Here is an 8682-nt window from a genome sequence, read left to right as displayed (position 1 = left end):
GTTTCGCCCGGCTCGGCGCCCTCACAGCCGGCCGGTCGACACCGTGTGGCGTCGGCGGCGGACGCCCGCCTCCTCCGCCAGGCGGCCTGTGCCACCCAGGACGATCACCTGGAAAGCCGTGCCGACGTAGGCGGCCACGAAGCGGGAGATCCTGCGGGTAGTACGCATGATGGGTTACCTGCCTGCTCGGGTCGGTGGGCTGCTGTTCTTCGGGCGCGCGTTCAGGCGTCGTCGGTCGATGGCGCCGTAAACCGATGGCACCGTCAGTCGATGCCGCCGTCAGTCGATGCCGCCGTCAGTCGATGGCGTCGGCCATCGACTGCTGCCAGTACGTGACCTTGAGCGAGTCGTCGACGTAGACGCCGTTCGCGGGCAGCGGCGGGTGGGCGCCCGCGCCGACGCTCTCGTTGCCGGAGGGGCCGTGGAAGTAGACCGTCAGGGACTTCGCGGTGTAGCCGTTCGAGCCGCTGTCGTCGCCGGCGGAGAGGTTCACGGCGGCGTACCCGGACTCGCCCGGCCGGAGCGTGACGACGGCCTGCGGCTTCGAGTCCTCGATGACCGGAGGCACGGCCTGGGCCTCGCCGAAGCGGACGGCCGGGTAGCCGTGGAGGTAGCAGATCTTGCCACCGGTGTTGGTCACCGTGAGCAGCATGTGGTTCACGGGACGGCTCAGCGGGGCCGCGACCGTCTTGGTGTTGGACCCCTCACAGATGACCGGCTTGCCCGAGGAGACGGGCACCTTCGACGCGGAGGTGCGCGCGCCGGACGGCGTAGTGGCGGTGGAGGGCCTGCCGTCCGAGGAGGAACCCGCGGAGGAGCCGGAAGAAGGAGCGTCCGACGAAGGAGCGTCGGAAGGAGAGCTCGCCGTCGGGGTGGCGGCCGTCGAGGCACCGTCGGTGCGAGCGCCTGTTCCGTCGTTGCACGCGGTCAGGGAGAACGCGGCGAGCACGACGGTCGCGGCGGCGCCGATCAGACGGGTGCGGGAGGTGCGGAGGCTGGACATGTGGCCGTGCCCTTCGGTGTTCGGGTGGGGATGGTGATTGGATGACCGAAGCTTGTGAGGTGATCCGTCCCAACTGCCATGCCCAGCGGGCAGTTGGGGACGCTGGAACACTGAAACGCGCTCTGACCAGGGGGAAAGCAGTGTCCTTGGAACGCGCGGCTGGAACACGGGGGACGGAGGAACGGGTGTCGGGGGGAACAGGAGCCGGGGCGACGGAGGCGTTCGCGGAGCTGCTGCGGGAGCTCAAGGACCGCTCGGGACTCAGCTACGGGGTGCTTGCCAAGCGGCTGCACATGAGCACGTCGACGCTGCACCGTTACTGCAACGGCACCGCGGTGCCGATCGAGTACGCACCGGTGGAGCGCCTCGCCAGGGTCTGCCGGGCGACGCCGCAGGAGCTGGTCGAGCTGCACCGGCGCTGGATCCTGGCGGACGCGGCACGAGGGCGCAGGCCGGATCAGGTCACGCCGACGGGTGCGGCCCAGGGAGCCGGTCCGGACGGTTCGGGCGCTCCGGCGGCTGCGGCCGGTTCGGTGGATGCGCCGGAAACGGCCGAATCGGCGGACAACGTCGCAGCGGCATCGCGCGGGAGGAGCGGCGGCGAGAGCGGCGACAACGATGAGCCGGTCGTCGTCGATGTGCCGCGCGAGCTCGCGCCGCCCCGGCGATCCCGTCGTCGCCGTACCGTCCTGATCGCCTCCGCCGCGGTGGCCGCCTTACTGGGAGCCGTGGCGCTCACCGTGCATCCGCCGTTCGGCGACCGGGACGCCACGGGTGACCGGCAGGCGGCCGGTGCTGCCACCGCGGTCACCGGCACGGCCGACACCGGGAAGCCGTCCGCCGCACCGTCCCCGAGCGCGACGGGACACAGGCCCTCCGCATCGTCCTCCCCCTCGGCCACCGAGTCCGGGGGAGCCGGCAAGGGCGACGGCAAGCAGGGCTCGACCGGGCCCGCCGGCGGCAGCGCCGCCGGCGGCGCCGTCCCGCTCACCGTCGGCACCCGCCCGTACGTCTACGACAGCCCGTGCAGCCAGCACTTCCTCGTCGACAGCGAACCCGAGCAGGTCGGTCCGCCGGCGAGCGAGCAGGTCGCCCCGCGCTGGGCCGCCGCGTACGGGGCGGTCTCCTCGGACGAACAGCGGGTCGCCCTCACCGTCCAGGGCACCGGCGAGGACACCGTCGTACTGGAGGCGTTGCACGTCCGTGTCCTCACCGAGGCGGCGCCGCTCGCCTGGAACGACTACTCGATGGGCGTCGGCTGCGGTGGCGGCGTGGAAACCAAGTCGTTCGACATCGACCTCGACGACGGCAGTCCCGTGGTCACCGTCAAGAACGGCCAGCGCGACTTCCCGTACAAGGTCAGCGAGTCGGACCCCGAGGTCTTCTACGTCACCGCCCACACCGGGGCGCACGACGTCCGCTGGGACCTCGCCCTGGACTGGTCCAGCGGCAGCCGCCGCGGCACCGTCCACATCGACGACAACGGCAGCCCGTTCCGCACCAGCGCCGACGCGAACCGCCCGGGCTACGACTACCCGCTGGGCAGCAACGAGTGGATCAGACGGGAGGGCTGACAGGCCGGCCCTAGTCGCCCGAGAAGCCGAAGATTCCCAGGTGGGTGGGCTTGTCGTCGGAGTGGAGGACGACGTAGTAACCGGTCCAGCGCATCCGGCACTCGCCGAGCAGACTCCGTTCGTGCTCCTTGTGACTCGCGGTCGCGTTGGCCGCGGCGACGAGGCTCCGGTACCGCTCGACCGTGGGCCGGTCCGTACCGAAGTGGTGGACCACGCGGTCGAGCGCCAGCGGGCGCAGGGTGCCGTAGTCGGAGCCACGGGACTCCTTCGGCGGGGTGTCCACGGCGACGACCGTGTCGATGTCGAGGATCGTGTGGGTGCCCTCCTCCCCCATGAACTCCTCGTCCGCGTAAAGCTCCTCCAGGCTCTGATACTCCGAGCCGTCCCCGTACTCATCCTGGAAGACCCTGGCGTGCAGGGCTTGCAGGGCCGCCGCGGCGTCCCCGTCGTACTCGGTCACGTAGTCCCACCCACTGGCACCCATCGCGCAGCCCTCCCTGACGGTTGTGTACGGCCGGAACGGTAGCGGCGGGCACTGACATCGCCCCTCGGTCCGCTCCCGGCAATGGTCGGGTCATGCACAAGTAAAATGCTATGATCCGGCCACTCGCCTGGGGGGTGCCCGAGCGTCGTATGCCACCGCGCGTCCGTGACCTGCGGTACGACGAGCCGCGCACGTGTCTCTCCACGCCTTCGCCTACCGTCCGGAGAGATCCCGCATGGGCAGACGTGCGCTCGTACGAAGCGCCACCGCCGTCGCCGTTTCCTGCACCCTGGCCCTCGGCCTCGACGTGCTGGCCCTGGGCGGCGCGCACGCGGCGCCGGTCTCCGGAGAGGTGGTCGTGCCGGCCACCACGTCCCCGGTCCCGCACACCGGCCTGCTGAGCGCGGGGCCCTCGGGATTCCTCCGGTACGAGGAGGGCCGCGGCCAGCTGTGGACGACGTACGACGGGGGCGACACGGTCGTCGACGCCTCGGGCACGGACGCGTACGGCGTCACGAGCGCCGGCGCGGGTTCGGACGTCGTCGCCCATTTCGACAGCTCCGCCAGGGTCGTGACGCTGCGGAACATGACGTCCGGTCAGACCGGCACGATCGCGCTGCCCGAGGGGTACCGCTACTTCAGCACGCTCGGATCGACGGTCGTCACCACGACGGGGACCCCCCGCGACTCGCAGTGGCATCTGCTGGACGCCCAGGACGACGGCTCCGTCTCGGACCGCCCGGTGGTGGGCGTGCCCTCCGGCGTCACAACGTCGTCCGCCGCAGGGCTGGGCGACGCGCGCGGACAGGTGGTGCAGTACAGCAAGGGCGACGACTACGTCACCGGGTGGCTCGACATCGAGCAGGCGCGCTTCACCGCCCTGCCGTACAGCATGCAGGCGTGGGGCTACCTCGCCGCGCTCAGCCCCACCCACCTGGTGTGGTACGACAACGGCACCCTGTACGTCGCCTCCCGTCAGAACCCGTCCGCCGCCCTGCGGTCCGTGCGGGTCGGCGACGTCATGCAGGTGCTGGGCATGGTCGGCGACAACGTCATCGTGTCCCGGTACGACTCCTCGCTGGGCCAGAGGGACACCTATCGCGCGGTCTCGCGCGTCGAGGCCGTCCCGCTCGACGGCTCCGCGCCGCGGACGCTGCTGGCCCGGACGTCACGGGAGGCCGTGGCCACTCCGGACGGCGGGCTCCTGGTGGCGGGCGGCACCGACCTGGACCACTGGGGCGTCTCCCTCGTCGAGGCCACCGCGGGCGGCGGGGTCGCCGTGCGCCGGATCGCGGACGCGTACCCCCCGCAGGCCACCCACACCGTCTCCCGTCTGACGCTCGCGCAGGGCCGGCTGACGACCGTCGAGCAGGACCCCGTGGGCGACTGGACGTATCTGCGCACCCGTGAGACCGGTGTGGCCGACTCCCCCACGGCGGGGGCCGCCGTCACCCGCGGCCGCATCGTGACGGAGAACTACACGGCGGGCCGCCCGTATCTCCTCGACACCGGCGACGGCCGGACGGTCCTCCGCGGCTTCGGCACGGAGCCCGGCGACCAGCCCCAGCTCCTCGAGACGGGCCGGTCGCTGCCCGGCACCCGGATCGACGGCTCCCGCACCTATCGGACCGCGGTCGCGGCGGACGGCCGCTTCGCCGCTCTCGCCAGGCCGTACGACAGCACGGGCAAGGCGGAGACCCGGATCGTCGACGTCGACTCCGGGCGCACGGTGTTCACGACGACGGAGAGCGTGGCGGCGATCTGGGGCACCACCGTGTGGCTGATGTCCGGCCATGACGGAGTGGACGCGTACGACCTGCTCACCGGGAAGCAGGGCGAGTCCGTGTGGTTCGGGCGCGGCTGTCTGCTGAACGACTTCCAGGCGGTCGGCCGGTGGCTGCTGTGGAACTGCGTCCGCGACTCGGAGGGCACGGGGGTCTACGACACCGTCACCCAGCGGAATCTGAAGCTCGCGGACGGCTCGTTCCCGGCACCGGCGCAGCTCGGCGACGGCTTCGTCGCGATGGCCGAGGGCGGGCAGCTCAAGGTGATCGACGTGCGCGGCGGAACGCCCGTGACGCACACCGTAGGAACCTTCGAGGGCAACGCCTGGGACGTCGACCCGTACACCGGCGTGATCGCCCAGCTCCGGTCCGACAACTCCGTCCGGCTGACCGCGAGCGACGTCCCCGTCTCGGCCCTGGTCCAGCGTGACGCCACAGTCGCCGCCTCGGTGGACGTCAAGGGCGGCGCGGTGTCGTGGAGCCCGAAGTGGTGGCTGAACAAGCCCGCGGCCTCCTGGACCCTGGTGATCGGCGACCGGTCGGGCAAAGCCGTGCGCACGCTTTCCGGCGGCCTGGCGCGCGGTGTGGTGAGCCCGGCCTGGAACGGCAAGGACGGCTCGGGCCGGCTGGTGGCCAACGGCGCCTACACCTGGAAGCTGACCGTCACCCCCGCGGACGGGCAGGGCGCGGCGCTGACCAGGACGGGCTCGGTCAAGGTCACCGGCGCCGCCGCGGTCCACCGCGACTTCGTCGGGTCGGACGGCTTCGGCGAGCTGCTGACGCTGAACGGCTCGGGCGGACTGACGTACCAGTACGGGGCGGGGAAGGGCACGTTCACCGGGAAGGTGACGGGCTCCGGGTGGCCGACGACCGTGAAGGCGGTGCCCTTCGGCGACCTGAACGGTGACCGCTGCAACGACGTGCTGGTGCGGTTCAGCAACGGCACCCTGCGCGCCTACCGGCCCGCGTGCGGGGCGGCGCCGACGCCCGCCACCGCGTACACCTCGCTGGGCACGGGCTGGAACCAGTACGACGTGCTGACCTCGCCCGGGGACCTCGGCGGGGACGGCCGGGCCGACCTGATCGCCCGCCAGGCCTCGACCGGCGACCTCTACCTGTACACGGCGACCAGCACCGGCAAGCTCGCCGCCCGGGTGAAGATCGGGTCCAAGTGGACGGCCTACAAGAAGATCGTGGGCGCGGGCGACCTCAACGGCGACGGCCGCGGCGACCTGCTGGCGCAGGACAAGGCGAACGACGTGTGGCGCTACGACGGCACCGGGACCGGCAAGCTCAAGAGCCGCGTGAAGGTCTTCGACAACTGGGGCTCGTCGTACAACGTGATCGTGGGCGTCGGCGACATCACCGGTGACGGTCACGCCGACCTGATCGCCCGCGACACCTCCGGCGCCGTCTGGCGCAACAGCGGCAACGGCAAGGGCTCCTTCGGCGGCCGTACGCGGATCGCCACCGGCTGGCAGGGGTACAAGGGCCTGTTCTGAGCCGGCTCTTCCCCTCGGCTGCCCGACGGGCCCGGACGCCTTGTGCGTCCGGGCCCGTTCCCCGTCCTGGGGCAGGTCTGCCGTGGTTCAGCCCGAGCAGTTCGGGACGGTGATGTCGCTGCCCGCGCAGTTGGTGGGGGCGTTGCCGCGGACCCGGGAGTTGACCAGGTTGACAGTGCCGTCGGGGTTGTTGGGGTTGACGCGGGCGTTGAGGACACCGCCGGGGGCGAAGGTGGACGAGTTGTTGTTGACGTTGCTGTTGGTGATGGTCGTCGAACTGGTTCCGAAGGAAGCGGTGAAGTTGGCGACGCCTCCGGCCCGTCCGGCGGTGTTGTCGTTGACGTTGCTCTTCGTGATCCGCAGGGTGCCGTCGTTGGCCGCACCGCCGCCGACGGCGCCGGCGTGGTTGCCGATGATGCGGCTGTCGGTGATGGTCATGTCGCCGTCGTTGGCGACGCCGCCGCCGTTCACGTTGGCCATGTTGTCCATGATGTTGGTCCGCTGGATCAGGGTGACGGACCCCGTTCCGCCGCCGATCCCGCCCGAGAAGTTGGCACTGTTGTCGCGGATGGCGCTGCCGGTGACGGTCAGCCTGCCACGGTTCGCGATGCCGCCGCCGAAGTCGGGTGCGGCGCCGTTGGTGATGGTGGCGTCCCTCAGCGTGAGATCGCCGCTGCTGCCGACGGAGAGGATGCCGAAACTGGCCGCGGAGTCACGGGTGATGGTGCTGTGGCGGGCGTTGATGACGACCGTGTTGGTGATCTCCGGCAGAGGCGCGCTGAGCTCGTAGGTGCAGCCCGGCGACAGCACCAGGGTTCCGCCTCCCGCGTTGGCAGCGGTGATGGCGGCGAACAGGGCGCTCTCACTGCACGGGACGGTGTTCGGCGGCGCGGCGGGGGCGGCCGTGGCCAGTACGGCGGGGGAGGCGGTGGCCAGCAGTGCGGCCGCCGCTCCGGCACAGATCGCCTGTACGACGCGTGCCGACGGCTTGCGGATGGACATGAGCAGGTGGCTCCTTAGGAAGTCCCGGATTCATGGGGGGCTCCCGGCGCCGAAGTCGACGGCGCCGTGGCTCGGGGGGCAGGGCCGATGCTGCCTGCGCCGACACCCGAGGCGGCGGATTCGGGCGCGTGGTCCCCTCGGACGGTGCAGCCGTTTCCACCCGACAGCCGAAGCCCGATGACCGATGACTGATGACCGACGGGCTGATGACCTGCGGCTGATGACCGGCGGGCGGCTGCGGTCGAGGTGAGCAGCCGTGGTCCGGCAGCCGTACAACGGGGCACGGCGACCCGGTCCCCCTTGGCGGCACGGCGACCCGGCCCGGTTGTCCGCGAACTCTCCCGGGATTGTCCGTGATCGGTAACGGACGGATCCCCTGGCCGGCTTTCTTCGTCCTGCCAAGTGGTCGCACGGCGACCGGGGACCGACGAGGCACTGGGCGAAAGCGGGGCGGACATGGCACGGCACGGCGGGGTGCGCGGCTGGTACGGCAAGATGATCGGGGCGGCGCTCGGGGTGACGATGTTCGCCGTCGGTGCCTCGCTGTGGACCGCGCAGGCCGACGCCGTGAACGACCCGTCGCCGAAGGCGACCGCGTCGGCGAAGCCGAGCGATGCCGTCAAGGCGGTCGCGATCACCATCGCGCACGCCTCGGACAAGGGCGCGCACGGCGTGAACATCACCATCGACGACGGCCCCGACCCCGTCTGGACCCCCCAAGTGCTCGACGTGCTGCGGGAGTACGGGGTGAAGGCCACGTTCTGCATGGTGGGGACGCAGGCGCAGGCCCACCCGGACCTCGTGAAGAAGGTGGTCGCCGCCGGGCACCGGCTGTGCGACCACACGGTCTCGCACGACACCTCCATGGACAAGAAGCCCCTGGCCTACCAGTCCAGGGAGATACTCGACGCCGAACGCATGATCACCGAGGCGTCCGGGGGCGTGCGGCCGATGTACTACCGCGCCCCGGGCGGCGCCTTCACCCCCGACAGCCGCAAGCTCGCCGCTTCCCGGGGCATGCGCCCGCTGGGCTGGAACGTGGACACCAAGGACTTCGAGCAGCCGGGCGCGGACGCCATCGTCGCCACCGTCCAGCGGGAGCTCCCCAACGGTCCGACGATCCTCTTCCACGACGCGGGAGGCGACCGCGCCCAGACCGTCGAGGCCCTGCGCCGCGTCCTGCCCTGGCTCAAGGAGCAGGGCTACTCCTTCGGCTTCCCGGTGCGCTGAGCCGCCGGCCGGATGCCGGGAGGACCCCCAGGGGGGGGCGCCGAGCGGAGGGCCGCTCGCGTTAGGAGGTTGCGGTGTGCCGGAGACCGGTTCGCCGTAGTCG

Annotated in this window: 7 protein-coding genes; 3 read left to right on the top strand and 4 right to left on the bottom strand. The window is 71.5% G+C overall.

Going from position 1 to position 8682, the window contains the following annotated elements; genetic code table 11:
- Positions 1 to 21 precede the first annotated feature (21 nt).
- Positions 22 to 168 (bottom strand): hypothetical protein, encoded by a 147-nt coding sequence (locus tag ABT085_RS40050; protein WP_351620021.1) that lies wholly within the window; start codon positions 166 to 168, stop codon positions 22 to 24.
- A 127-nt stretch (positions 169 to 295) separates the two neighbouring features.
- Positions 296 to 1003, bottom strand: coding sequence for a DUF4232 domain-containing protein (locus ABT085_RS40045; RefSeq protein WP_351620018.1), 708 nt, complete (start codon positions 1001 to 1003; stop codon positions 296 to 298).
- A 185-nt stretch (positions 1004 to 1188) separates the two neighbouring features.
- Between ABT085_RS40045 and ABT085_RS40040 the strand changes: the two genes are divergently transcribed.
- Complete coding sequence (locus ABT085_RS40040) at positions 1189 to 2577, top strand: helix-turn-helix domain-containing protein (protein ID WP_351620015.1); 1389 nt, start codon at positions 1189 to 1191, stop codon at positions 2575 to 2577.
- Positions 2578 to 2587: 10 nt separating this feature from the next.
- On the opposite strand, the gene ABT085_RS40035 is transcribed toward ABT085_RS40040, so the two are convergent.
- Positions 2588 to 3061: a hypothetical protein gene (locus ABT085_RS40035; protein WP_351620012.1), complete on the bottom strand. Its 474-nt coding sequence runs from the start codon at positions 3059 to 3061 to the stop codon at positions 2588 to 2590.
- 235 nt (positions 3062 to 3296) lie between these two features.
- On the opposite strand from ABT085_RS40035, the gene ABT085_RS40030 reads away from it, so the two are divergent.
- Complete coding sequence (locus tag ABT085_RS40030; RefSeq protein WP_351620010.1) at positions 3297 to 6347, top strand: FG-GAP-like repeat-containing protein; 3051 nt, start codon at positions 3297 to 3299, stop codon at positions 6345 to 6347.
- 87 nt (positions 6348 to 6434) lie between these two features.
- On the opposite strand, the gene ABT085_RS40025 is transcribed toward ABT085_RS40030, so the two are convergent.
- Positions 6435 to 7349 (bottom strand): hypothetical protein, encoded by a 915-nt coding sequence (locus tag ABT085_RS40025; RefSeq protein ID WP_351620008.1) that lies wholly within the window; start codon positions 7347 to 7349, stop codon positions 6435 to 6437.
- Positions 7350 to 7805: 456 nt separating this feature from the next.
- Between ABT085_RS40025 and ABT085_RS40020 the strand changes: the two genes are divergently transcribed.
- On the top strand, positions 7806 to 8579 hold the full coding sequence (locus tag ABT085_RS40020; RefSeq protein ID WP_351620006.1) for a polysaccharide deacetylase family protein: 774 nt from the start codon (positions 7806 to 7808) through the stop codon (positions 8577 to 8579).
- Positions 8580 to 8682: the final 103 nt, after the last annotated feature.

Source organism: Streptomyces sp. NPDC002265, assembly GCF_040296125.1.
Classification (GTDB): Bacteria; Actinomycetota; Actinomycetes; order Streptomycetales; family Streptomycetaceae; genus Streptomyces.
The sequence above is the reverse complement of the archived record's forward strand: the minus strand, read 5'-3'. Positions and strand labels throughout refer to the sequence as shown.

Bases quoted from the DNA above. Each gene is read 5' to 3' on its own strand.
- ABT085_RS40050 (WP_351620021.1), bottom strand. From the start codon at position 168: ATGCGTACTACCCGCAGGATCTCCCGCTTCGTGGCCGCCTACGTCGGC.
- ABT085_RS40045 (WP_351620018.1), bottom strand. From the start codon at position 1,003: ATGTCCAGCCTCCGCACCTCCCGCACCCGTCTGATCGGCGCCGCCGCG.
- ABT085_RS40035 (WP_351620012.1), bottom strand. From the start codon at position 3,061: ATGGGTGCCAGTGGGTGGGACTACGTGACCGAGTACGACGGGGACGCC.
- ABT085_RS40030 (WP_351620010.1), top strand. From the start codon at position 3,297: ATGGGCAGACGTGCGCTCGTACGAAGCGCCACCGCCGTCGCCGTTTCC.
- ABT085_RS40025 (WP_351620008.1), bottom strand. From the start codon at position 7,349: ATGTCCATCCGCAAGCCGTCGGCACGCGTCGTACAGGCGATCTGTGCC.
- ABT085_RS40020 (WP_351620006.1), top strand. From the start codon at position 7,806: ATGGCACGGCACGGCGGGGTGCGCGGCTGGTACGGCAAGATGATCGGG.